Origin of the sequence: Pedococcus cremeus (genome assembly GCF_900111375.1) — a bacterium.
Lineage (GTDB): Bacteria > Actinomycetota > Actinomycetes > Actinomycetales > Dermatophilaceae > Pedococcus_A > Pedococcus_A cremeus.
The window spans coordinates 302347-324417 of sequence record NZ_FOHB01000005.1 but is presented as its reverse complement, the minus strand read 5'-3'; the positions used below and the strand labels follow the sequence as shown (position 1 = coordinate 324417).

21 protein-coding genes and 1 tRNA gene are annotated in these 22071 nt (G+C 68.2%); 13 read left to right on the top strand and 9 right to left on the bottom strand.

From position 1 onward, the window contains the following. The first annotated feature begins 82 nt into the window (after positions 1 to 82). The 3 genes from BMW78_RS12305 to BMW78_RS12295 all read left to right on the top strand — a co-directional run bounded on the left by BMW78_RS12305 (position 83) and on the right by BMW78_RS12295 (position 4409). Positions 83 to 1765: a cell wall-binding repeat-containing protein gene (locus tag BMW78_RS12305; protein WP_177180372.1), complete on the top strand. Its 1683-nt coding sequence runs from the start codon at positions 83 to 85 to the stop codon at positions 1763 to 1765. A gap of 179 nt (positions 1766 to 1944) precedes the next feature. Beyond that, on the top strand, positions 1945 to 3621 hold the full coding sequence (locus BMW78_RS12300; protein WP_143056241.1) for a sialidase family protein: 1677 nt from the start codon (positions 1945 to 1947) through the stop codon (positions 3619 to 3621). A 110-nt stretch (positions 3622 to 3731) separates the two neighbouring features. Then, positions 3732 to 4409 (top strand): NADPH-dependent F420 reductase, encoded by a 678-nt coding sequence (locus BMW78_RS12295; protein ID WP_091759932.1) that lies wholly within the window; start codon positions 3732 to 3734, stop codon positions 4407 to 4409. Here BMW78_RS12295 and BMW78_RS12290 read toward each other — a convergent pair. After that, the gene (locus tag BMW78_RS12290) at positions 4406 to 4858 is read right to left on the bottom strand and encodes a hypothetical protein (RefSeq protein ID WP_091759928.1); all 453 of its coding nucleotides are present in this window, start codon (positions 4856 to 4858) and stop codon (positions 4406 to 4408) included. The two genes, BMW78_RS12295 and BMW78_RS12290, sit on opposite strands and share 4 nt — an antisense overlap. 433 nt (positions 4859 to 5291) lie before the next feature. Further along, positions 5292 to 6137: a maleylpyruvate isomerase N-terminal domain-containing protein gene (locus BMW78_RS12285; protein WP_091759925.1), complete on the bottom strand. Its 846-nt coding sequence runs from the start codon at positions 6135 to 6137 to the stop codon at positions 5292 to 5294. 149 nt (positions 6138 to 6286) lie between these two features. On the opposite strand from BMW78_RS12285, the gene BMW78_RS12280 reads away from it, so the two are divergent. The 3 genes from BMW78_RS12280 (at position 6287) to BMW78_RS12270 (ending at position 9804) form a co-directional block, all read left to right on the top strand. After that, positions 6287 to 7402 (top strand): TIGR03118 family protein, encoded by a 1116-nt coding sequence (locus BMW78_RS12280; RefSeq protein ID WP_091759923.1) that lies wholly within the window; start codon positions 6287 to 6289, stop codon positions 7400 to 7402. Positions 7403 to 7607: 205 nt separating this feature from the next. Beyond that, positions 7608 to 8291, top strand: a complete 684-nt coding sequence (locus BMW78_RS12275; protein ID WP_091759920.1) for a Type 1 glutamine amidotransferase-like domain-containing protein — start codon at positions 7608 to 7610, stop codon at positions 8289 to 8291. 682 nt (positions 8292 to 8973) lie between these two features. Next, entirely contained in the window at positions 8974 to 9804 is an 831-nt protein-coding gene (locus BMW78_RS12270) for a CPBP family intramembrane glutamic endopeptidase (protein WP_091759917.1), read from the top strand. A gap of 90 nt (positions 9805 to 9894) precedes the next feature. Here BMW78_RS12270 and BMW78_RS12265 read toward each other — a convergent pair whose 3' ends face one another. Further along, positions 9895 to 11103 carry an amidohydrolase family protein gene (locus tag BMW78_RS12265; protein WP_091759914.1) on the bottom strand — a complete coding sequence of 403 codons (1209 nt, stop codon included), beginning with the start codon at positions 11101 to 11103 and terminating at the stop codon, positions 9895 to 9897. A gap of 552 nt (positions 11104 to 11655) precedes the next feature. Here BMW78_RS12265 and BMW78_RS12260 point away from each other — a divergent pair. The 5 genes from BMW78_RS12260 (at position 11656) to BMW78_RS12245 (ending at position 15593) form a co-directional block, all read left to right on the top strand. Further along, complete coding sequence (locus BMW78_RS12260) at positions 11656 to 12534, top strand: aminoglycoside phosphotransferase family protein (protein ID WP_245735819.1); 879 nt, start codon at positions 11656 to 11658, stop codon at positions 12532 to 12534. A 376-nt stretch (positions 12535 to 12910) separates the two neighbouring features. Beyond that, positions 12911 to 13060 carry a hypothetical protein gene (locus BMW78_RS20825; RefSeq protein ID WP_177180371.1) on the top strand — a complete coding sequence of 50 codons (150 nt, stop codon included), beginning with the start codon at positions 12911 to 12913 and terminating at the stop codon, positions 13058 to 13060. A gap of 272 nt (positions 13061 to 13332) precedes the next feature. Then, the gene (locus BMW78_RS12255) at positions 13333 to 14208 is read left to right on the top strand and encodes a hypothetical protein (RefSeq protein ID WP_091759908.1); all 876 of its coding nucleotides are present in this window, start codon (positions 13333 to 13335) and stop codon (positions 14206 to 14208) included. Further along, entirely contained in the window at positions 14205 to 14582 is a 378-nt protein-coding gene (locus tag BMW78_RS12250) for a GntR family transcriptional regulator (protein WP_091759905.1), read from the top strand. Before BMW78_RS12255 ends, BMW78_RS12250 begins: the two co-directional genes overlap by 4 nt. A 483-nt stretch (positions 14583 to 15065) precedes the next feature. Further along, positions 15066 to 15593 (top strand): DUF1062 domain-containing protein, encoded by a 528-nt coding sequence (locus BMW78_RS12245; protein ID WP_177180370.1) that lies wholly within the window; start codon positions 15066 to 15068, stop codon positions 15591 to 15593. 15 nt (positions 15594 to 15608) lie between these two features. Here the strand turns inward: BMW78_RS12245 and BMW78_RS12240 are convergent, their stop codons facing one another. From BMW78_RS12240 to BMW78_RS12230, 4 genes are all read right to left on the bottom strand, one after another. Continuing rightward, positions 15609 to 16061, bottom strand: coding sequence for a YdeI/OmpD-associated family protein (locus BMW78_RS12240; protein ID WP_245735818.1), 453 nt, complete (start codon positions 16059 to 16061; stop codon positions 15609 to 15611). Between the two features lie 297 nt (positions 16062 to 16358). Next, positions 16359 to 16718 carry a VOC family protein gene (locus BMW78_RS12235; protein WP_245735817.1) on the bottom strand — a complete coding sequence of 120 codons (360 nt, stop codon included), beginning with the start codon at positions 16716 to 16718 and terminating at the stop codon, positions 16359 to 16361. A 437-nt stretch (positions 16719 to 17155) separates the two neighbouring features. After that, entirely contained in the window at positions 17156 to 17371 is a 216-nt protein-coding gene (locus BMW78_RS21315) for a DUF899 family protein (protein WP_281247081.1), read from the bottom strand. 4 nt (positions 17372 to 17375) lie between these two features. Next, positions 17376 to 17861 carry a DUF899 family protein gene (locus BMW78_RS12230; protein ID WP_218144335.1) on the bottom strand — a complete coding sequence of 162 codons (486 nt, stop codon included), beginning with the start codon at positions 17859 to 17861 and terminating at the stop codon, positions 17376 to 17378. A 479-nt stretch (positions 17862 to 18340) separates the two neighbouring features. Here BMW78_RS12230 and BMW78_RS12225 point away from each other — a divergent pair, with 479 nt between their 5' ends. Further along, positions 18341 to 19183, top strand: coding sequence for an alpha/beta fold hydrolase (locus BMW78_RS12225; protein ID WP_245735816.1), 843 nt, complete (start codon positions 18341 to 18343; stop codon positions 19181 to 19183). A 740-nt stretch (positions 19184 to 19923) separates the two neighbouring features. Here BMW78_RS12225 and BMW78_RS12220 read toward each other — a convergent pair. Further along, positions 19924 to 20148 (bottom strand): CsbD family protein, encoded by a 225-nt coding sequence (locus tag BMW78_RS12220; protein ID WP_091759895.1) that lies wholly within the window; start codon positions 20146 to 20148, stop codon positions 19924 to 19926. A gap of 297 nt (positions 20149 to 20445) precedes the next feature. Between BMW78_RS12220 and BMW78_RS12215 the strand changes: the two genes are divergently transcribed. Further along, on the top strand, positions 20446 to 20781 hold the full coding sequence (locus tag BMW78_RS12215) for a hypothetical protein (RefSeq protein ID WP_091759891.1): 336 nt from the start codon (positions 20446 to 20448) through the stop codon (positions 20779 to 20781). Positions 20782 to 21916: 1135 nt separating this feature from the next. On the opposite strand, the gene BMW78_RS12210 is transcribed toward BMW78_RS12215, so the two are convergent. Continuing rightward, positions 21917 to 21990, bottom strand: a tRNA-Gly gene (locus BMW78_RS12210). Positions 21991 to 22071: the final 81 nt, after the last annotated feature.

Below are 22071 nucleotides of genomic sequence, written 5' to 3'. Positions count from 1 at the left end.
GGTGAGGTGGGCGGCATACCTGTCGTGAACCGGCGGCCCCTCTTGTGCCCGTCGGTATCGTGCCTTTATGTCCCATGGCGTCGTGACTGGTCAGGTTCACCACGGTCGCAGGGGGGTTGCACCGTTCGCGGCGTATGCCGCGGCTGTGCTCCTCGCGGCTCTCGGTCTGGCGGCGGCGACGCCGGCGCAGGCAGCCACGCCGACCGTCGACCGTCTCTCGGGCGCCAACCGCTATGCCACGTCCGCCGCGGTCTCCAAGGCGTCGTTCCCCGCGGGAGTGCCGGTCGCCTACGTCGCGACCGGTGCGGCGTTCCCCGACGGGCTTGCCGGGTCGGCGGTCGCCGGACGTGACCGTGCCCCGCTGCTGCTGGTCACCCCGAGCGCGATCCCGTCCGAGGTGAAGACCGAGCTCGAGCGGCTGGCGCCCGGTCGCATCGTCGTCCTCGGCGGCACCGGCGCGGTGTCGAATGCGGTCGAGTCGGCTCTGGAGGGCTACACGACGGGCAGCGTCACGCGGCTCGCTGGTGCCGACCGGTACGCCACGGCGGCCGCAGCGTCGAGGGCGAGCTACGGCACCGGGGCCAGCAACGTCTTCGTCGCCACGGGCGCCAGCTTCCCCGACGCGCTCTCGGGCTCGGCGGCGGCCGGGGCGCAAAAGGTGCCGGTGCTGCTGGTCGGCGCCACCGCCGTGCCGTCCGTGACGGCCACGGAGCTGAAGCGGCTGAAGCCGGCGAAGATCACGGTGCTGGGGGGCACCGGCGCCGTGAGCGCGGGTGTGGCCAACGCCCTCGCCGGCTACACCACCGGCAGCGTGAGCCGTTTGTCCGGAGCCGACCGCTACGCGACCTCCGTCGCCATCTCGAAGGCAGCGTTCCCGTCGGCCACCCGTGCCTTGCTCGCCAGCGGCAGCGTCTTCCCCGATGCCCTGTCCGGCGGGTCGGTCGCGGCCGGCGTCCCCGGCCCGTTGCTGCTGTCGAGGCCGACCTGCGTCCCCGCTGCGGTGCGCACCGAGATCACCCGGCTGGCAGCGAGCCGCGTGACGCTGCTCGGCGGGACCGGCGTCCTCTCCGGCGCCGTTGCCTCCCTGACGACCTGCTCCTCGGTCGTGGGGCAGGTTTGCACCAACCCGTACTTCACCACCAGCGACTCCAACGGTGGTGTCACTGACCACGGCTACTACGTGCACAACAACCTCTGGAACGCCTCGAGCTACCCGGGCACCAAGGGCACCACCCAGGTGTGCTCGTACCGCTCCTGGAACCACATCGGCACGGCCAAGAACAACGGTGACGGTGCCGTGAAGACCTACCCCAACGTGCACAAGGACTACTCGGGTCGCACGATCTCCAGCTTCCCGAGGCTGACCTCGAGGTTCGCGGCCACCTCGCCCGGCACCGGTATCTACAACGTCGCCTACGACCTGTGGCTGAACGGCGTGCCGAACGACGAGGTGATGATCTGGACCGACAACCACAAGCAGGTGCCGGCCGGGTCGCGCTTCGCCTCGGGGGTGAAGCTGGGCGGCTACACGTGGGACGTCTACGCCACCAGCGGCAACGGCTACCTCGCGTTCGTCCCGTCGAACGGCGCGCGGATCACCTCCGGCACCATCGACATCAAGGCCATGCTGGGCTACCTCGTCTCCAAGGGTCGGGTCGCGTCGAGCGCCACCGTCGACCAGATCTGCTACGGAGTCGAGATCGTCGACACGGGCGGCTCCTCGGCGACCTGGCGGTTCACCGACTTCTCGATCACGGACTCCTGAGAACGGACTCCTGAGAACGGACTCGTGACAGCGGGAGCCACGGGCCGAGCGCCGTGGCCCACCGTCCGGACGGCCCGCTTCGGGCCTTGTGATTCCTCCACACCAGGAGCACCCTCGAGGTGACGAGGGGCGCGCCGGGGCGTTCCGGGTGCGCGCTCCCTCCAGGGGTTGGAGGAGACATGAAGCGACTGCAGACGGCTGCCATAGCGGCCCTCCTTGCAGGACCGCTCCTGGTGACGGCTGGCGGGGCAACCGCCGCCCCGTCCGGCCCCGGCTGGCAACAGAGCGTGCCGTTCACCAACGTCGTCGCCAGCTCCCCGACCACGGGCGGTGGCTACCCCGTGCCGCCGGGCGCCCGGGTGCCGGTCGCGGGCACCTGCCGGGAGGGCCCGTTCAACGCGAACCACTCCGAGTCCTGGCTCGCGGTCAAGCCCGGCAGCGAGGACCTCGTCGGTGCCGCGAAGTACTTCTTCGACAAGTACTCGACCTTCTACATGTTCTACATCGGCGCCATGCAGATGCCGGGCGGGGCGCCGTCCGGCAACAACCAGGTCCAGGGCTACGACTGCCTCTCGACGGGCACGCAAGCCATGCCGCCGAGCTGGACCGACACCACCGACCCCAACGCGGACTTCGACACCAAGGGCCGGGTCTACCAGACGATGCTGCCGTTCAACTCCTACTTCGACGCCAGCCGGCTCCACCCGGACGGCGAGATCGACCTGTCCTACAGCGACGACCTCGGCCGCAACTGGGTCAAGGGCAACGGTGGCGTGCCGCTCGAACCGCCGAACAACGCCTCGGCGCTGCAGCTCGGGCACGTCGAGGACAAGCAGTGGGTCGCCGTGAACCACATCGCCGGGAACGCGTTCCAGGACCACGTCTACGCGGCGTGGGCCGTGTTCAACGGCCAGTCCATCAAGGTCCGGATGGCCGTCTCGCGCGACCGAGGGGACACCTTCGACAAGGCGGTGACGATCAGCGCGCCGTCCCAGGTCGGGCCCGGTGCCACCTACGTCTACCCGGAGATCGACGCCGTGGGCACGGTGTACGTCTCAGTCGTGTCGTTCCCCCCAAATGGCGGCGCGTCCACGATCTACGTGGCGCGGTCCAAGGACGACGGTCGTTCGTTCAGCGCTTTCGTGCCGATCACCACCGTGACCCTGCCGCCCGGTGAGGTCTACGCCAACACCCGCTTCCGCAGCGGCATCGCGGCAAACCTGGCGGCCAGCCCCACGTATGCCGGCCACCTCTACCTCACCTACGAGGACTGGGACGCCGTCGGCGGCCAGGCTGACGTCAAGATGACGCAGTCCACCGACGGGGGCGCCACCTGGACGGCACCGGTGCTGGTCAACGACAACAGCGACGTCGGTGTCCGCACCGACCAGTTCCAGCCCACCGTCGCGGCCGGTCCGGGAGGCGCCGTCGCCGTCGCGTTCTACGACCGGCGGCAGGCCTGCCCGAAGGACCCGAGCATCCTGTCGGCGGACGTCGGACGGACGAACTTCTGCATCGACACCTCGGTGCAGGCCTACAAGGACAGCGGCAGCGGTGCAGTGGCTGTCGGCGCGAACGTACGCGTCTCGAAGGACACCTGGGACCCCGAGCAGCCTGCGCAGAAGCTCGGCGGGTTGTCGCAGTACCCCTGCGCCGGCGCCACGGATCCCTGTCAGAGGGGCGACGGGTTCATCGGCGACTACTTCGGGCTGGCCATCTCGGCCAAGAACATCTACACCCTCTCGGCCTCGACCCATTACCCCTCGGGGGTGACCGCGGACGAGGGTGGCCCGATCTACTACCAGCAGCAGGTGCTGGCCACCGTGCCGCGCAGCGGCTTCGGCTCCGGCTACTGAGGTCCACCGGCTCCGGTTATTGACGTCCACCGCGTCCGGCTGCCGAGGTCCACCGCCCGCTCCTGAGGGCCGTGCGGATTGTCCGACCGCCCCAGTGGTGTTGCGACGCCATGACCACTTGGGGATTCATCGGAAGCGGACACATCGGCAGCACCGTCGCCCGGCTGGCCGTCGCGGCGGGCCACGACGTGGTGCTGAGCAACAGCCGAGGGCCGGAGACGCTGCAGGACCTCGTGGCCGAGCTCGGCCCGCACGCCCGTGCGGCCACCAGCGAGGAGGCGGCCCGGGCCGCTGACGTGGTCGTGGTGACCATCCCGCTCGGCCGCTACCAGCAGGTGCCGGCCGAGGCGCTGGCCGGGAAGGTCGTCATCGACACGATGAACTACTACCCGCAGCGCGACGGGTCCTTTCCCCAGCTCGACGACGGCTCGACCACCAGCTCGGAGCTCCTCCAGGCGCACGCGCCGGACGCCAAGGTCGTCAAGGGCTTCAACAACATCTACTTCGGGCACCTCGCCTCGCTGGCCCGTCCCCACGGCGCCGATGACCGCTCCGCCCTCGCCATCGCCGGAGACGACACGGCGGCGAAGCAGGTGGTCACCCAGGCGCTCGACGAGATCGGCTACGACACCGTCGACCTCGGCCCCCTCTCGGAGGGCTGGCGCACCCAGCCGGGCACCACGGCATACGGCACCATGTATGCCCGCAACCCGGAGGCGTGGGACGAGGGCGGCCGCACCGTGCCCGCCGACGAGGTGGCCCGGCACGCCGCCCAGGCGCAGCGCTAGGGCGCGTTCCCGGACCCGGCGCCCGGCCACTGGAGCCGCATCTCCAGGAGCGTCTCGAGCGTCACCGACTCCCCGTCACGTCCGCCGCGCCCCACCTGCAGCGACGGGGGCGTCGGCTCGAGCGGCACCGTGCGCCAGCGCCCGAACCGCTCCGGCGGCACGACCAGGACGTAGTAGGCGCCATCCGCGCCGACGGCGACCGACCGGTCGCGGCGCAGGTACCAGCCCACCACTCCGGTGCGGTAACGACCGCGCCCCGACCACGGGCGGGCGGTCAGCTCCTCGGTCGCGAGGCGGGACTCCGTCGCCCGCTCGACGAACCGGTCGATGAGGACCTGCGCCCTGGCCGCGTCCTGCTCGTCACGGCGTCGCTGCGCCGCCACGTGGTAGTCGGCGTTCGCCGCCCGCTCCTCCCGCTCGCCGCGCTTTCGCGGGCCATCGGTGCCCATGCGGCCAGTCTGGCTGACGCTGCACGCTTCCGCCGAGACCTCCACCAATGGCGTGGTGCCACAGGTTGGCGTTGGATGCGGTGCGCCGGGCGTAATCTGTGCCCCCGTGCCACGTGTCAACTGAACCGGCCGCGCGGTACCTGTGATGGCCGCCCACTAGGACAGCGCGACGGTCTCCACGCGACGACAGGCGGGGCACCGCCACCTCACCGTGAAGCGACCGCCGTGGTCCCGTTCGAACAGGTGGGGCACCAGCGAGCGCCGAACGCGCTGCATGGGCTTCAGGCATCCGGGACAGGTCGGGGCACCTGGGGGGTCGGGGGACGGCACCGCGCAAACCTGCCCGAGGGACCGGCAAAGCTCCATAGCCCGTTGGTGTCATGTTTGGCGCGGCGGCTCATGCACGCCCCGGCTCTCTCACGTCCACGCAGGTCTACGCCTCCGGTTCCCAGGCGATGAGCTGGTCGAACACCCGCCCGTCGCCGTCGAGCGCCAGAGCCTCGACGGGCGTTCGGCCGTAAAAAGCCATGACGAGCTCGGCCGCCGTTCCTCGGGCCGAGGCGTATGGCGCGTAGCGCACCGGGGCGTGGTCCTCACCGGCCGCGGTGCTCCCTGTGGAGGTGGGCGCCGGGAGACGGGCGGCCCGTGCGCCGTCGGCGGAGAGCCAGAGGCGCCAGGAGCGGCCCTCGGTGGCGTGGTAGTCGACGACCGCTGGATCGTGCGGCCAGGCGGCCGTCGTCGCGACGCAGGTCGACAGGAACTCCTCGACACCATCGAGTGCCACGTCGTCCGGCAGCGGCTGCGCAGTGCCCACGGCGAGCTGGGCGTCGTAGGTGTGCACCGCGACCTCTTGGAGCTGGTGGCGGGCGACGGCTCCGCAGGTCTGTGGGGACTGCGAGGTGCCCCACCACGTCCAGCAACTTCGGTCCGGGCCGGCCTCGCGCAAGGCGTCCAGCAGCTCCTGGGTGGATTCCGCCAGCCAGGTGTCCAGGGCTTCCCGATCCCGGGGCGCGGCCTTCACAGAAGCGGTCTCCTCGGACGTGCCGATGCGCTGGGTCGCTCGCGTGGCCGGGTCGACGGTGGAGGGCCCTGCGGCGACAACGGCGGCCCAGCGGCGGCGCCCCTGACCCAGGTGCTGCACCAGGTCGGACAACGTCCACTCGGTGCAGGTCGGCACCGGCACCTCGAGGCTCGGTGCGGAGGCGACCGCGACGCGAAACGCCGCCGACCGTTCGTCGATCAGGCGCAGCAGGTCGGGGAACTCCAGCTCGCTGTCCACTGCGGCTGTCTACCACCGTGCGGTCGCAGCCGGACAGCGAATTTCGCCTGTGCTTGTGAGGTCAGGCGGTGAACTCTGCGACGCGCTACCCCGTCTTCAAGAGGACGCCCGCTGTTCCCTGCGGGCGGCTCCAAATCGGGAGGTCATCCATGACCAGCACAGTTCGTCGTCCCTCCCCGTCGCTGGCGCTGGGTGCCAGCCTCGGCACAGCCTTCGGGCTCCTGGCCGTCACCGCCCCCGTCGCGATGGCGACCGCCCCCTCGACCTACCACCAGGTCAACCTGGTCTCCGACGTGCCTGGCCGGGCCAAGGTGACTGACCCTCACCTCGTGAACGCGTGGGGCGCGTCATACCTGGGCACCAGCCCCCTGTGGGTCTCGGACAACGGGCCCGGCGTGGCCACGTTGTACTCCGGCGGCGTCCGCGGCAGCCGGCAGACCGTGCTGCCCCTGGTCGTGCGCATCCCCGGAGGTGCGCCGACAGGACAGGTGTCGAACCCCACGACGTCCTTCGTCATCCGCAGCAGGGGTGCAGCGGCTCCGGCGCGGTTCCTGTTCGTCGGGGAGACCGGGCACCTCACCGGGTGGGCTCCCACCGTGGGCGGCTCCGCGACGGCACCCTCCACACACGCCGTCGACGCGGTCGTCACTCGTGGGGCGGTCGAGAAGGGCGTGGCCATGGGGCAGACGACGCACGGTCCGCGCCTGTACGTCGCGAACTTCTCCGGTGCGCGCGTCGACGTCTACGACGGGGCGTTCCACCGAGTCCGCGTCCCGGGTGCCTTCAGCGACGCCCGTATGCCGCGTGGGTACGCGCCCTTCAACGTCATGGTGGCCGGCACCAAGGTCTACGTCTCGTACGCCCAACAGGACAAGCAGCGCAAGGATGAGGTCGCGGGCGCGGGGCGTGGGCGCGTCGACATCTTCACCCTCGACGGCATGCTGCTGCGCCGCCTGCAGGCCCATCGCGTCCTGAACGCGCCCTGGGGCATGACCGTGGCCCCGTCGGGCTTCGGAACGTTCTCCGGCGACCTGCTCGTCGGCAACTTCGGTGACGGGCGCATCAACGCCTTCAGTCCCGCCACCCTCGCGTTCAGGGGCAGCCTGAGGACATCGGGCGGGAAGGCGCTGGCGATCGACGGCCTCTGGGCGCTGTTGCGGGGCAACGGCACCGAAGGGTCGACCCACGACGTGCTGTTCACCGCAGGGCCGCAGGACGAGACCCATGGGCTGCTGGGCCTGCTGGAGGCGAATCGTCGACGCTGAACGTGGCCTCTGGCTGAAGTGAATCTCCCTGTGCAGCAGGGGGTTTGAAAGTAGCCGTCTCCTCGCTCGGACAGGTTGAGCGGCGAGCGCGCATCGCTGTGCCGGACGACGCCGGCGCAGCGATGCGCGCGCGCCGATGAGTTCGGAAGGCCCTGGGAGTCATTCTTGCCAAGATCGGAACAGTCGCACCCGTCCGGGAGGCATCGTGAAACTTCTGCTCACGTCTGGCGGCATCACCAACGCGAGCATCCGTGATGCGCTGCTCGACCTGCTGGGCAAGCCGATCGCCGACTCGACTGCTCTCTGCATCCCGACAGCGGAGTACGGCCACCCCTGGTGCACGCCGTTCTCGGCCTGGCGCTTCGTCACCGGCCAGACCCCGGCAGGCCGGCCAACGGCTCCCATGTGCGACTTGGGCTGGAAGGCGGTCGGCCTCCTCGAGCTCACCGCGCTGACCACCATCGGCGAGGAGCGCTGGGTCCCTTGGCTCCAAGAGGCTGACGTCCTTCTGGTGGACGGGGGCGACGCGACGTACCTGTGTCACTGGATGCGGGAGTCCGGGCTGGCGGACCTCCTGCCGTCGCTGCCGGAGAAGGTCTGGGTGGGGGTGAGCGCCGGGAGCATGGTCATGACGCCCCGGATCGGGGACGACTTCGTCTCGTGGAAGGGGGCCGACGGCGACGACAGCACCCTGGGGGTCGTCGACTTCTCGATCTTCCCGCACCTGAACCACCCGGACATGCCGTGGAACACGATCGCGAATGCCGAGAAGTGGGCCGCGGACATCGTGGGACCTGCCTACGCCATCGACGAGGACACGGCCATCAAGGTGGTCGGCGGGACTGTCGAGGTCGTCTCCGAGGGGCAGTGGAGGCACTTCCCCTCGTAACCGCGTCCATCAGCACGACTCGAGCTGTGCACGGCCAGCAACGGCCACTTCATGACGGAGCGCAGCGTCGCCGGCAACGGGCGCGGCCGGCTGGGGCCCCCTCGCCGGATCGGCACCGGGTGGCAGGGCATGGTGGGGGTGTTCGGAACCGCGGACTTCAACGGAGACCGAACCCGCGACGTCCTGGCCGTGGACCGGGCGGGGGTCCTGCGGCTCTACCGGGGCAACGGCAAGGGCGGCTTCGCGGCTCACCCACCAAGGTCGGCACCGGCTGGGCAGGGCTGGCGGCCGTCGGGCCGCTGGGTGACTTCACCGGCGACGGGAAGGCCGACGTCGTCGGCCTCACCACCGCGGGGACGTTCCTCGTGTATGCCGGGGACGGCCGAGGTCACGTGCGCTCGACGCGCGTGGCTGGAACGGGCTGGCAGCGCTACTTCTGAGCCGGCGAGCCGCTCGAGCACCCCGACGACGCCCGGAGTGACAAGTCCCACGCACTCGCCCGCTTGGGAGGTGGGCCAAGCGTGCCAGGCGTGCTCGGGTGGGCAGGGCGTTCGCACCGAAGGGCTGCGCCGGCTCCTCATCCCACCAGGGTGATGCTGCGACGTCAGTGGTCCGGAAAGGATCCACCCAGCACCCTCGCCTGAGCGCTGCCGCCTCCGTTGGAACCGAAGGAGACCCCTCGATGACGGGTCGAGACACGATGACTGGCCAGGACATGGCGGGCCGGTCGGCCCGGTACCGCATCAAGCCCACGCCGCTCATGGGCGTCGCGATGATCGTGGCCTACATCGTTGTGGTCTTCGGCCTCCAGTTCAGCTCCGGCATCCCGTACGTGGACTGGGTGAGCACGCCGGCCAACGGTCTGCGCACGGCCGTCCTCCCCCTGGCGGTCGGCTCGGTGCTGCTCGTCGCCTTCCTGGCGATCGCACGCTGGGACATGATCTGGCGCGACCCGGGCCGGCTGCCGATGACCGCGGTCATGAAGGCTGCGCTCTACTTCTTCGTCGCAGCCATACTCGTGCGGGCCGCGGGAGTCGACTGGGGCACGGTGGAGGTGAACCTGCTGCTCGTGGTGATCGCCTCAGGGGTCCTGGTCGGCTTCGCCGAGGAGACACTCTTTCGCGGGATCTTCCTGCGCTCGATGCGGACCAACGGCCGCACCGAGGCCGTGGCCGCGCTGTGGACGGCGATCGCCTTCGGACTCTTCCACCTGCCGAACCTCCTCGTCGGCTCCGGGCCGAGCCAGCTCGTCCAGATCGTCCTCGCGGCACTCTCGGGAGCGACCCTGTACGCATTCCGGCGCTACCGGGGTCTCCTCCTGACTGCCATGATCGCTCACGGCATCTGGGACAGCTCCGCATTCCTGGCCGACAGCGACGGCCGCGACTGGCTTGGCCCCGTCAGCCTCGCGCTCCTCGCCGGCGGCGTTGTCCTCGGCGTCCTCGTGCTCGTCTCGGTCTGGCGCACCGACAAGTCGACGGTGGTCACCCCCTCGGGCATCACGCAGAAGTAGCTGCACCCAGGACTGCGCCTCCGGCCCCCGCCCTTCCGGCCCCCGCGATTCCGCCGTGGTGCGTGCGGCCGTATCCATCCACGCGCGGCCCTAGTCGGGTTTCGGTGCTTTGACCTTTTCTCCTCGGAGCAAGACCTCTCGCGGCTTGCTCAGCAACGAGACGTCCTCTGAGACATCTCCATCCACGAGGAGGAGGTCCGCCGAGAAACCTTTGACGAGCCGCCCTGTCTCGGCACCCAGTCCACACGCCTCGGCCGCCACCGACGTCGCAGCCGCGAGAGCGTCAGCCACGGGATACCCACCATCGACCATCTCTCCCACGGTTCGCCAGACATTGCCGTGCCGCTTCGGGGGGCCCATCCCGGAGTCCACCCCGGTGATGACGGCAACGCCGTGCTTGCGCAGCCGCCCCAGCACGCTGATCCGAGACACGTAGAACTCGTCGAAGGTGGTGAAGCCCAGTCGTGCCGCGAGGGCTCGAAACTGTGGCGGGGGCTCGGGCATCAGGGCGTGCAAGCTGCGGTCGTTGCCCATGGTGAGGTCGACGTAGATGGCGCGACGAGCCATCTCCTCGAGGAGTTGGTCATCGATCTGCGGACCGTCGAGGGTGAGCGCAGTGAAGTGCTCGATCCCATCCACGCCGGCCGCGAGGGCATTGCGGATGCCCAGCAGCGAGTGGGCGTGCGCGACGATGGGCAGCCCCGCGTTGTGTGCGTGATCGACCATGGCCGCGAGCTCTTCGGAGGTGAACTGGGCGCCCAGCTGGTCTGTTCCGGGTGTCGCGAACCCACCGGAGGCCATCACCTTGACCACGTCGACACCGCGTTCGGCGCGCTCAGCGACGGCGACACCCGGATCGCCCTCGACGACTCCGCCCAGGAAATGGCAGTGTCCACCCGGGGTGGTCATGGGAGGACCAGCCGCCACGACGCGTGGCAGGCCGGGGCGTTCGCGGAAACCCAGCGTCAGGTATCCCCGGTCACCGAGGTCTCGTACGGTCGTCACTCCTGCCGATGCGTGAGCGGTCAGGGACTGGGTGATCACGGACTCGACCTCGTGGTCGGACATTGCGCCGGCACGTTCCAGCCCTCCGAACGTCGCGTCGGCGACCAGATGGGTATGGCAGTCGATGAGCCCCGGCAGGATGGTTCCGCCATAATCCGTCACTTCTACGCCCTCTGGGGGGTCCCAAGGGCCGCTGTTGACGTCGACGATGCGGTCGCCGTCCAGAAGCACCGTGGCGCCGCCGGTCAGGAAGCGGGTGCCGTCGAAGACGTGCGGCGCTCGAATCGCGTGCATGTTTCACGGTGCACCTCGTGGCTGCTCACGAGCATCCTCCAAACTGACGACCACTGGGAAGTGTCCATGCTCGGTCGGCGTGGTGTCTGCCACCCCAGTGCTAACCCCATGATGGGAAGACGAGCAGCGCGGGCGGCACTGGGCTGCTGAGCCAGGGCGACGTTTCCCGGCATCGTGGTCGCAGTACAGCCGGGCTGACCTGGCAGTCGCGACGGGCGATAACTAGGCTGCGCTGGATGCATCGCATGGGGCACTCGACGATGCGGGCGGCACTGATCCACCAGCACGCCACTGAGGCTCGGGGCAGGGCTCTGGCAGACCTGTTCTGGACACGCGAGTTCGATTCCCTCACTGCCTCCAACGCGGACTCCATGCTGCTTGCTCAGTCAGGAGACGGAGTCGTCTTGTCATGCCGAGGGGCGGCCCTTCGATGCGCTGACGAAATGCTGATGCTCGCGCGATCGCGCTCGGTAGCTGGCCGCCATGAGCTCTGAGACCGGTGCATCCAGTATGGAAGTGCCGGACCTCGGGCCGGTGCCGCAGAGGCTCACCGTGGACGTCGAGACCGTGTGTCGCCTCGTCGAGGAGCAGTTCCCCCAGTGGTCACAGCGGCCCATCACGCCGGTCCGTACTCCCGGGTGGGACAACCTCACGTTCCGCCTCGGGCACGACATGCTCGTGCGGCTTCCCAGCGCCGCGGAGTACGCGCTGGCTGTGGAGAAGGAGCACCACTGGCTCCCCGAGCTGGCAGAGCACCTGCCCGTTCCCATCCCCGTTCCGCTGGGTCTTGGCCGGCCAGGTGCCGGGTATCCGTTTCATTGGTCGATCTACGGATGGATCCCGGGCGAGGCTGCCGACCAGGGCGCGATCACCGACCCGGCGGGGATCGCCGAGGACGTCATCGACTTCCTCGGGGCCCTGCAGCGAATAGACACCACCGACGGCCCGCAGCCCGGCATACACAACTGGTTCCGCGGCGCTGCCTTGCGCACCTACGACGCGACCGCCCGGCGCGCCCTTGCAGAGCTCGAAGATCACCTTGACGTCGGCTTGGCTGCTGCGGCGTGGGACCACGCCCTGGCCGCGCGCTGGGACGGGGTGGACGTGTGGTTCCACGGTGACTTCGCGCCTGGGAACCTGCTGCTGGAAAAGGGCCGACTTGCCGCTGTCATCGACTTCGGCACCTGCGGTGTAGGTGACCCATCCTGCGACCTCGTGATCGCCTGGACCCTGCTCAACCGCGCCGGCCGCCAGGTCCTCCGCCAACGACTCGACATTGACGCCTCGACCTGGTCGCGAGGTCGCGGATGGGCTCTCTGGAAGTCGTTGTGCCATCTCGCCAGCGCCCTCGACGACCGCGACGAGACCTCGGCATCCGAGGCGCGCCGGGTCATCGACGGACTCCTCGAGGACTTCGGCGCCGCACGTTGATCGAGGCAGACGACCGTGCGTACACAACGACTGCCGGAGTTGGTCCCTGTAGACGAGGCGGGCGTCCACTTTTGCTGCCGCCTCGAGATTGAGATGCTCCCGGCATGAGAGACGACAGCGACCGGCCTCGGTTGAAGCCGGGCTACAACGTGTGGTTTGGGCTGCAGCACGTCACGCTCACCGGCTTCAGGCATTCCGGGCGTAGAGAGAGCTGCGCGAAGTGCAATTCTGCGTTGGAGGAACCCGGGGCCTCCGCGCAGTCGACGTCGAGCCCGGACAGCGGTTAGGACCTGCGAGTGCCCTGGCTTGCCGCTGGGCGAGCGGGATCCCGCGCGTCCGAACCCTTTCGGCGGTTGACGCATCTATCGTGCCTGGCATGACAGCGAAGGATCTTGCGGATCAGGCGACGACCTTGGCAGAGAAGCTGAAGCCCGGCACTTGGGAGGCCGTGCAGGCGCTAGCGCTGGCGTCAATAGCGCAGAGCCTTGCGGCGATGGCTGAGAACAGCCGCCAAGAGAAGGCTTAGCAAGCCCCTGGCGGCATCGCATCGTCCTCGAGCTCCTGGAATGGCTCCGCAACGTCCCGATCCGGCGCTGTCCGCTCGATGTGGACAGCCGGTTCACGCCTGTCCTCGTGGCGAATCCGCCCTGGCCGATGGGCTGCCGCAAGGAGTGGGCGGATGGAGACTCGCGGTCGGGCGCTCGGCGCACCGCCTAGTTTGTGTCTAATGGTTGACACAAGGATTGTCGTCGGTCCATCCTCGGCTTGTCACAACTGTGTGGCACAAACGATTCGGGGGTGTCGATGTCGCTCATCGTTCTTTTCGTCCTGGTCGGCACGCCGCTCCTGTTGACGATGATCGCTCTGTCATTGACGCGCGGAAGTGTCGAGACGGGCGAGGAGTGGACCCGAGTTCGGTGGATGTGGGCTGTCGCGGTCCTCATTGGTGGCGTGGTCGCGTGGCTGCTGTACGGCAGCCTGGACCTAGGGCGTGGCGCGATGCTGGTCCCCGCCGTCTTGGGTGTCGCCGTTGTCGTCGGCGTGGGACTTGGTGAGACCGTGGTCCGGCCCCAGCGACCGGCCGGGCCCCGGTCCGCTTCGCTGGTTGCGCGGCAGGTATCCGACTACCTGCCGCGGGGTCTGACCGCCGTGGTCCTGGCAACTGCAGTGCTGCACCTCGCCACCCTGACCCTGACCACGGTCACGGCCTCCCCGGACGACATGGGGCGTGCCGGTCGGCAGGTCGCAGCTCAGTGCGGTACCACTGGCAGCGCAGCCTCTCCCTATCCGGGGAGTTACTACTCCGTGCCAATGAGCGTGGTGTTTCTGGTCATCGGCCTGACCACCGTGGCAGCGTTGATGGCGGTAGTACGCCGGCCGCGCGGTTTCGCCCCTGACGAGGTCGGGGACGACGTACTGCGCCGGTGGTCCACGACTCGGGTTCTGGCTGCGGCAGGCGCCGCTCTGGCTGCCAGCCACGCGGGCACAGCCTTCTTCGCGGGGACTGCCCTGCTCAGGATGGAGTGTCAACGTGCCTGGATGGAGCCCGTCGGTTGGGTGCTGGTGGCAAGCGTGCCCGTGGCCTTGCTGTTGCTCGGTTGGTTTCTTGGCCGGATCGTCACCCCAGGGGCACTCCCCGCTGCCAGGCCTCAACAACCGGCGGGGGCACGGTGACACTGGTCCTCACCCTCCAACCCGACGACCCGACCCCTCCATACGAGCAGTTGCGGCGCCAGCTCGCCGACCTGATCACGGCAGGGCTGCTCGGCCCGGGCGACCGGCTGCCGCCGCTGCGCCAACTCGCCGGCGATCTTGGGGTAGCCGTAGGCACGGTCGCGCGCGCCTACCGTGAGCTCGAGCAGGAGGGACTGCTCACTTCGCGTCGCGGCGGTGGCACCCGTGTCGCCGCGGGGGGCCAAGTACCTGCAGGAGGTCGGCGGCAGCTGCTCGGCGGCATGGCCGCAGAGTTTGTGGCGCGTGCTAGGTCTCTCGGTTTCACAGACGAGGAGATCATCGTCGCCCTAGGTCGCCAGCTCCCCTTGTCATGAGCGGCTCCCGTATACGGCCAGCGATCCCCAGCACGGGGCCGATCAGGAGTAGCGCGCCTGGCTCTAACCAGCTGGTGCGCGGGACGGAGCTGACCGCGACTCTCACGACCCGAGCCATGGCGAAAGCCGAAGGGGGACGTTGCGTGCGGCCCTGATCGGCCTTGCTCGAGGTTTGCCGCATAGGGGATCGAACCTTCGGCGCGTGGTGCTTTCGTCCCGCACAGTGCCGGTGGTTTTCGCTGTCGTATTCGTTGAGGCTCGACCAGCCGCCTTCGAAAACCAGTAGAGCCGCAATTCTGTGTGCCGTTACCGTGCTGCCGCCCCTGTCGCCCTGCTGAGAGCTGCTGAGGACCTGCCGTTGTACACCAAGTGAGACCTCTCGAGCGTTGATTCGTCGCGCGTCGCGCCTGTGTGCCGCGCTCTTTTCCGCTGTGAACTTCTCACTGGGACCGGTGTTTCTCTGTGCCAACAAATTGGGTGGTCATGCCCATTTGCCTGCCTATCATCATCCGCCGTTGCCACGCGTGTGCCTCAGGGCGTTTCAGGGCAAGCGGCAAATTCCGCGTCAACGCAAACCACAAGCTCCTCGACGCGTGGCTCCTCGCGCTGTGCACCGTTTGCGAGGAAACCATCAAGATCACTGTCGTGGAGCGGATGAGCGTGCGCTCCTTTCGACCTGAGTTGCTGGACCGTCTGCACCACAACGACCGCGACCTGATAGCCGAGCTGCTCGAAGATCCGGTCGTTCTGCGCCGTAATCGCATCGCCCTCGACTGGCACAGCGCCTGGCACCTCGACACCGGCGGATCGGAAGCGCCGGGAGACGAGGCGGTTGACGTCTCGGTCCGCTTTGCGGCGCGGATCCCGGTTCGGCCGGTGCGACTGGTAGCTGAAGGTCTCGGCCTCTCGCGAGCCGAGGTCGAGAGACTGGTCGCTGAGGGGAATCTCGTATCGGCAGTCCGCCTGAGCGGAAAACGCTCGGGTGACTTCACCTTCACGCTCAAGCGCTGAGTTCTCCCCGACGGCTCAGGGGTGGAGCTTCTTTCCCTCAGCCAGCATGGCCACGTATTGCTCGATTCGGCGCGCCCTGGTTTCGGGCTTCTTGGCGTCTTGGATCCGGTAGAGAATCGCGAAGCGGTTTCGCCGGTCAAGGGTCTCGAAGAACTCTGCGGCAGCCGGGTTGGTCGTCAGCGCCGCCACCAGGTCGTCCGGCACCGAGGATGTCCGTGCACCGTCGTAGGCCGCCTCCCAGCGTCCATCGGTCTTGGCGCGCTCGACTTCGGCCAGCCCGGCAGGCTGCATCCGGCCCTGTTCGATCAGGGCGGTCACCTTGTCCCGGTTGACCTTGGACCACTTGCTGTTCGGCTTGCGCGGGGTGAATCGCTGCAGCCAGTGCTGGTCGTCGAACTTGCCCTTCTGTCCGTCGATCCAGCCGTAGCACAGCGCGACATCCAGAGCCTGGGCGTAGTCCAAGGCCACGATCCCGGGGCCCTTCTTTCGCAACTTGAGCCAGATACCCGCGGACGTCGCGTGTTGCTCGCTGAGCCAAGTCTCGAACGCCTCAGCGGACTCAAACGAGACGATCTCTCTTTCCGCGGCCATCCCTTGCCGTCACCCCTCCCGTCATCAGCCCGCCGAGACTACCGGGGGCGGCCTAGCGCCTTGGGGCCGGAACTGTGACGCCTCAAGGGGAGCCAGCGTGTAACCCATCGAACGAAGTCGGGACGGACGACCTGATGCGGTCGACAGTCGCCTACTGCCATGCGTCGGCACGCGTCAAGCAGGACGGGTGACCAGCCGGGTCCAGGAGCACTCGCCACTTACCTCACCTGGCTGTTCGGCGGGCGCAGTCGCACCCAGCGCAAGGCAGGCCCTCTCAGCGGCCTCGAGATCGTCCACGGCCAAGTCGAGGTGGAACTGCTTAGATCCCTTCGTGTTAGGCCAGGACGGTGGTTGGTAGTCCTCGACCGGGCCGAAGCCGAGGGCATGAGCAGGACCGGTGAGCATCGCGTAGTTGTCGTCGGCATACGGCTGCTCCCACCCAAGCACCTCACTCCAGAACCGGGCGCTCGTTCCGGGGTCTGCGCAGTCGAGGGTGAGCATCTTCAGTGCTGCGATGGGTTTCGCAGTGGGCATGCAGGGTTCTCCTTGTCTATCCGACGTCGATGAGGCCTCAAGGCTGCCCAGGATCGACCGGTGGGCGCTTGTAAAAACACGACATCTTCAACCTCGACCGAGTTGGGGATCCTGCGCCTCAGGAACGGGCGCAAATGACGCCACCTTGGGGCCAAGGGTGCATCGACGCGAGAGCTGATGCATCGGATGGGCACGTCCTCAGGTCTCAGTTGTAAAGCTCCGGACGCAGCGGGCTCATCCATGCGTGGCCGTGTCCCTGAGTCCGATGAGAGGGACCCCGAACGAAAGCGTCTTCAGGGTCCTTCTCATGGGAGCCGGTGACGGCAATCGAACCCGCGTGTCCAGGTCGGGAAATCGGACGGAGCCTTTTCGGCTCCGCATGACCAGACACGGACGCTGCACACCGGTATGCCGTGGCTGACCACCGTTGACCCCGTCTAGTCGCACGCCAACCGGACGGGACTGGCTGGTCCATGCTCTGCTTCGCCGCGAACCTCGCGGAACTGGGCGCCGTCTGTGGCGAACGGTTGCGGCCAGCCTTCGGGCGAGTCCTCCCACAGCTCCTGTCGGCCGTAGACGGTCATGTCGAGCATCCCGTAGCTGCCGGCCATGGCCTCGACCCCACGGCCGGTGGTCCAGTACGTCTCGAACACGCGGTCACCGTCGCGCAGGTAGCAGGCCTTCATCCCGAAGTGGCGCCCGGCGAGCAGGCGGTCCGTCGATTCCTGGGCACCGAGTACACGGCATCTCCCACGCCACGAAGTCGCGGTAGCGGGCGGACTCGGGGTAGGGGCCTTGGCAGAACACAGCGAAGGTGACGTCGCGCGAATGCAGGTAGGACAGTTCCAGTGCGTGGCCGGAGAAGAACGTGCAGCCCTCGCACTGCTCGGCGGCGGGGTGGCCGGTGTGCCACATGTGGAACGACGCGAACAGTTGGGACCTGCCCTCGAACGTGTCGATGAGCGGTACCTCGCCGTTGGCGGCAATCACCTGCGTCATGCTGTCGACCTCCACCATCTGAAGCCACCGGCGTACTGCAGCAATCGCGTCGCCCTCGCGGGTGTGTGCCTTTTCCCGCACGTGGAGCGCATCCACCTGCCTTTGCCAGGTGTCGCGGTTCACGGTGGGCGGCGTGGCGGTCATTTCGTCTCCTTCGACTGTTCAGCGTTGATCTCGGACCGTCTACGCGGCAGAGAATCATCGGAAGTCGGGCCCCACGTGCAGGAGGGCAGGTCACGGCGAGGCTGTCACCAGGGCGGTGTCTGGCGTTGCCTGGCGCAGGTGACTCCGCCACTCGTGGGTCCCCCTACGCGAGGCCGTCCAAGCGCTGTGCTGGCACGTTGTTGCAGTGTGAGCCTGTCGCCGATGAGTTTTCCTTGTCCCGGTGGTCTACACCTCGATGCGGTTCGCGAGCTCATCGACGGGCAGCAGTGTCTGGTGAACACCTAGCCGGCGCCCGGTGAGCTGTCCATCGTTGAGCAACCACCCTGGTCGCGTCGGTTCGGCGCGACGCATGCCATCTCGGCGGGAACGCGCTCGGGCCACATTTCCCACACGACCGCTCCACGACGCACTTGGAGGTCCACGATGCATCCGATGACTCACTCGCGACGGCGGGGGGCGTGGTGACGACGATCGAAGCGAACGGCGTTCCCCTCGGGATCGAACAGTTCGGCGACCCGGCGGCCCCGCTGATCCTGTGTGTGGGCGGCACGACGATGCTCTCTTGGCCCGACGAGCTCTGCGAGGCCCTGGCCCACGGCGGGCGTCACGTCGTCCGGTACGACCTGCGCGACTCGGGTGCGTCGCTCACCGTCGATCCGGAGGCTCCGGCATACACGCTGCGCGACCTTGCCGCCGACGCGGCAGCGCTCGCCCGCGAACTCGATGATCGGCCCGCGCACTTGGCGGGCATCGGTGTCGGCGGGATGGTCGCCCAGGTCGCCGCGCTTGACCATCCGGCCGCGTTCTGCGCGCTGACCCTCGCCGGAACGCGGCCTGTCGCTCCGGGCCCCGTCGATGACGACCTGCCCGACCATGACGCGGCGACAATGGGCCGGCTGTTCTCGCGCGCAATGCCAGACTGGTCCGACCGCGAGGCGGTGGCGGAGTTTGCCGCTGGTAGCGCTGAGATCCTCGGCGACGATCCCGCCGTCGCGCGCGGGGTCGCCGAGCGCAAGTGGGATCGCACGCCGGGCTCGGCGCCCGCGGTGCAGATGGCCAACCAGTTGGGCGTGGTGTTCGCCAAGCTCGACTGCACGCCACGCTGGCGTGAGCGGCTGGCCGAGCTCTCGCTGCCGGCGCTGGTGGTGCATGGTCGCCGCGACCCGTTCTTCCCGGTTGGCAATGGTGAAGCGCTCGCACGCGAGATCCCCGGTGCGCGGTTGCTCGTACTCGAACGGGCCTCGACGGCGATCCCGGTTACGGCGGCCGGAGAGGTCGCGACGGCGATGCTCGGCCTCTAGGTACCCAGGGCCCTGGCCGCAGCGCGCGCCCGGCGCGGCTCCGAGGGCCGTCGGCGCCGTCTGTCTCGCCTTGTCTCCAAGCGACGACCATGCTCCACGCCCGGCACTTCGAGACCGCCGTGAGCCAGAGGTCGGGTCTCTTGGGCTTCTCGTCCGACGTGGACATCGTGAGCTTGGCGATGCGCCTGCTTCGGCGTCTCGATATGGCCGAGCTTGGTAGAACGTTGACAGCGTGTTCAGGGTTCTTCTCGTTGGTTGGAGCCGGTGACGGGAGCCGTCGGCCGGGCGCTCGCTCGTTCCTCGCTCGCGGGAGGCCTCCTCCCGATTCCCGGCCATGTTCCCGAGTCCAATGAGAAGGACCCCGTACGAAAAGCGCGTTCGGGGTCCTTCTCATTGGAGCCGGTGACGGGAATCGAACCCGCGTGTCCAGCTTGGGAAGTGGGCTCACCTAGCCACGTTCGTGCTCAGAGGCAGTGCGCGGGAGTGACCCCGAATGCACCTATTGAGCCGCACATTGGGCACGGTAAGGGCACGAGAAGGAGGCTCCGACCCACACGATGCTCTTAACTCCATCGCGAGCTGGAGTCGTCCTCTCATGCCGATGAGCGAGCGCTCGTGAGTCGTCGACTTGAGCGTTTGCGCAAACGCCCGTTTCTGAACGATCGTGACCGATGACCGACCGCAGCGACGGCATGCAACAACTACCCGCCCCGCTAGCCCTCAGTGATACTGCTGTCGGCCTACTTGCGGTGTAGCGCTTTCTTCGTCTTGTCGAGTGTGGACTCGATCGCGTCCTTCGCCTTGTCGATACCGTGCTCGACGTCTTCCTCTGCTTGAGCGGTCTTGTTCTTGGCCTTGCCCGCGAGTTGATCGCGCTTACCTTCGGCCTGAAGCTCTTCGTCGCCGCTGAGGGCGCCATAGGCTTCCTCGACACGTCCCTTGGCTTGATCAGACTTGCCACTCATGGGATCGCTCTCCTCGATGTGTGTTTCGGTTGTTCTTCTAACCCTTCATGGCCCGGCTGACGCCGGGTAGGGTCAGAGGTCACCCGCGGGTGCACCTAGTCGCTCCTGGCTGACCTTCGACTCCACCAGCCGAGCCCCAACACCCGCCCGGATCGGAAGTTCCGCCGGTCGATGCGCTGCCAGCGCGACTGCCGACCCGGAACTCCGGCATCCACCGCATGCCGTGACGAGTGCTCGGATGCGTGGTCATGCCTTTGGCCCCTGCCGCGTGACAGGCGCGGCCTCGAGTAAGTACATGTGACGGACCAGCACGAGCGCGCCCCTGGGGAGCGGGCCGCCCGGGAGCGCACCGGCCGCGTACTCGGCTGGCTGTCCGGACTGGCCTTGTTAGTCGTCCCGTGGATCGCGGCCGGGGTGCTCGCCACCGTCGGCAGCATGGTGGGACCTGAAAGTTGGCATGCGGAACGCACCTTCCCCTGGCTGCTGCTTGCAACTCTCGTGACCGGCCTGGGCTGGGTTATCTACGGGAGCGTGCGGATCAACGGGTTCCGTCGCGGCGGCCTGCCCGGAACCGCCATCGCGCTGGTTGTGATCGGCGGGATCTACGTCCTCGGAGTCGTGCTCCAGCAATGACGGGATGTGAATAATGGCTGCGGCTAAGTCGTCCCACTCCTACACGCATCGCTCCGCGGCGCCGGTCCTCGCGTCAAGTACCGCGAACGACCGCGATCCAACGTCCGGATCTGGCGCTGTCCGCGCGGACGTCCAACTTGGGAAGTCGGCCCAACACAGCTTTCCCGTGTGGCAGGCGCAGTGGGACGGCGCAGCGAGTGACCTCATTGACCGTGGATGACCTTGGCTAATCGCACGCCGATCGCACGGCGGTGAGTTCCGGCCTTCGCTCCTCGGGCCTTCTGATTCGGGGTCGTCTCAAAGTCATTGAAATGCCATGCGGACCGGCGCCAAGTCGGCACACACTGACGCTGAGGGTCGCCCGCTGCGACTGGTAGGGGGACGCTGCGGGCGACCCTGATTGGCGTTGCTCGAGGTTTCACCGCATGGGGGCTAGGACCTTCGGCGTATGGTGCTGCGTTCTTCGCAGGCGCACACATTAGGTACGGGCTTGTTCATCCCCCTTAGAATGCCCGCACCCGGTGAATCGGCTCCCGACATGAGCCGGCGGTGACAGCCTCCGCGGATCGCCCCCTGATCGCGGAGGCTGCACCGTGCCCGGCTGCTGCGGAATGTCTCGACGTCGAAATAGTCCCGACGAGCCATGGGCAACCCCTGGGGTACGCCGAAGATGCTCCCGTGTCCCACCGCAAAGCGGCCCAGACCCCGCCCCTTTGCGACCGCTGTGACGTGGCCATGGATCGCGTTCCCCGGTCGCTTGTGCCGACGATCCTCGAACGCGGCCGCTTTGCGGTGAAGTGGCGCTGCGCCCGCTGCCTTCGGCATACGGTCGTCTGGTTGTCCTAGCGACGGCTGCTGCCGACCGGGCGGCTTGAACGGGCACGGCGACGAAGGAACGCGCTCCCGATTGGGCACGTAGTGGGCACGCGGCGGGATCGTCGGCCCAACAACACGAAAGCCGCAGGCGGGGAGTCAGTCCCTGACCTGCGGCTTTGGCATCGGAGCCGGTGACGGGAGCCGTCGGCCGGGCGCTCGCTCGTTCCTCGCTCGCGGGTGGCCTCCTCCCGATTCCCGGCAGTGTTCCCGTCCAATGGGAAGGACCCCAAACGAAAAGCGTGTTCGGGGTCCTTCCCATTGGAGCCGGTGACGGGAATCGAACCCGCGTGTCCAGCTTGGGAAGCTGGCGCTCTACCATTGAGCTACACCGGCAGGCACCGCCCCACGAGGCGGTGCGCGTGCAGTGTAACGGAACCCGCGGCGACGTCCGCCGGACCCCTCGAAGCCGGCCAA

Coding starts and splice junctions, on each gene's coding strand:
- BMW78_RS12300 (WP_143056241.1), top strand. CDS start 1,945: ATGAAGCGACTGCAGACGGCTGCCATAGCGGCCCTCCTTGCAGGACCG.
- BMW78_RS12295 (WP_091759932.1), top strand. CDS start 3,732: ATGACCACTTGGGGATTCATCGGAAGCGGACACATCGGCAGCACCGTC.
- BMW78_RS12290 (WP_091759928.1), bottom strand. CDS start 4,858: ATGGGCACCGATGGCCCGCGAAAGCGCGGCGAGCGGGAGGAGCGGGCG.
- BMW78_RS12280 (WP_091759923.1), top strand. CDS start 6,287: ATGACCAGCACAGTTCGTCGTCCCTCCCCGTCGCTGGCGCTGGGTGCC.
- BMW78_RS12270 (WP_091759917.1), top strand. CDS start 8,974: ATGACGGGTCGAGACACGATGACTGGCCAGGACATGGCGGGCCGGTCG.
- BMW78_RS12265 (WP_091759914.1), bottom strand. CDS start 11,103: ATGCACGCGATTCGAGCGCCGCACGTCTTCGACGGCACCCGCTTCCTG.
- BMW78_RS20825 (WP_177180371.1), top strand. CDS start 12,911: ATGACAGCGAAGGATCTTGCGGATCAGGCGACGACCTTGGCAGAGAAG.
- BMW78_RS12245 (WP_177180370.1), top strand. CDS start 15,066: ATGCCCATTTGCCTGCCTATCATCATCCGCCGTTGCCACGCGTGTGCC.
- BMW78_RS12235 (WP_245735817.1), bottom strand. CDS start 16,718: ATGCCCACTGCGAAACCCATCGCAGCACTGAAGATGCTCACCCTCGAC.
- BMW78_RS12230 (WP_218144335.1), bottom strand. CDS start 17,861: ATGACCGCCACGCCGCCCACCGTGAACCGCGACACCTGGCAAAGGCAG.
- BMW78_RS12220 (WP_091759895.1), bottom strand. CDS start 20,148: ATGAGTGGCAAGTCTGATCAAGCCAAGGGACGTGTCGAGGAAGCCTAT.